This window comes from Vibrio sp. 10N.261.51.C6 (assembly GCF_041471785.1).
GTDB lineage: Bacteria > Pseudomonadota > Gammaproteobacteria > Enterobacterales > Vibrionaceae > Vibrio > Vibrio crassostreae_C.
The window spans coordinates 1-957 of the sequence record NZ_JBFRPB010000113.1 but is presented as its reverse complement, the minus strand read 5'-3'; the positions used below and the strand labels follow the sequence as shown (position 1 = coordinate 957).

Genomic DNA, 957 nt, shown 5'->3' with positions numbered 1-957 from the left:
TCGTCAAGAATCGCTGTTTAACCAGTCGGGTATCGAGCTATCACGTACCACCATGGCTAGGTGGGTCATCCAAGTCAGTGAGAAGTTCGCCCCGCTGTATGCCGCCTTGAAAGAGCACCTACTTCAACAAGTGGTGGTTCAAGCGGATGAAACGCCGCTCAATGTGCTCAAAGAAGAGAAGAAGTGTTATATGTGGCTCTACTGCTCAGGCGCTGACTCACCCGAAGCGGCACTGCCGAATGTGAAAAATATTGCCTTGTACGACTATCAAAACAGTCGCGCGAGGGCGTGTCCCGTGGACTTTTTAGGTGACTACAACGGTTATCTACAAACCGATGGCTACGCGGCTTATGATGGACTTCATCACGTCACCAAGGTAGGGTGCTTAGCGCATGCTCGTCGCAAGTTCATGGATGCTAAAAAGCTTCAAGGGAAAGGTAAATCGGGCAAGGCTGATAAAGCGCTGGCTAAAATCCCAAAACTCTACGGGATAGAATCACGCTTAAAAGGTGCGCCTGCCGAAGAGCGAAAAGCAGAGCGTCAAGCGTATGCCAAGCCGATACTGGATGAGCTTTACCAATGGATGACAACCCAGAAGGTGATAGGCTCTAGCCCACTAGGTAAAGCGATAAAGTACACGCTCGGGCAATGGCCAAAGCTCATTCGTTATATCGACGATGGTCACTTATCTATCGATAATAATCGCGCTGAACGTGCAATTAAACCACTGGTCATTGGCAGAAAAAATTGGCTGTTCTCTAACACACCAAATGGTGCTGAGGCGAGCGCGATGCTTTACAGCATCATCGAGACCGCGAAAGCCAACGGTCTTATCCTCTACGACTACATGGTCAAGTGCATGAAAGAGCTCGCGAAAGCAGAGCCTGATATCGACGCACTCCTACCTTGGAACTTCAAACACTGACAAGTCGCCCCGTGGGTTCATGGGGCGGATAC

1 protein-coding gene is annotated in these 957 nt (G+C 49.9%); it reads left to right on the top strand.

What is annotated here, in order from left to right; genetic code table 11:
* Window positions 1–925: IS66 family transposase (gene tnpC / locus AB4375_RS21275; RefSeq protein WP_372052479.1), on the top strand; the 925-nt coding region annotated here is incomplete at its 5' end.
* Window positions 926–957 lie beyond the last annotated feature (32 nt).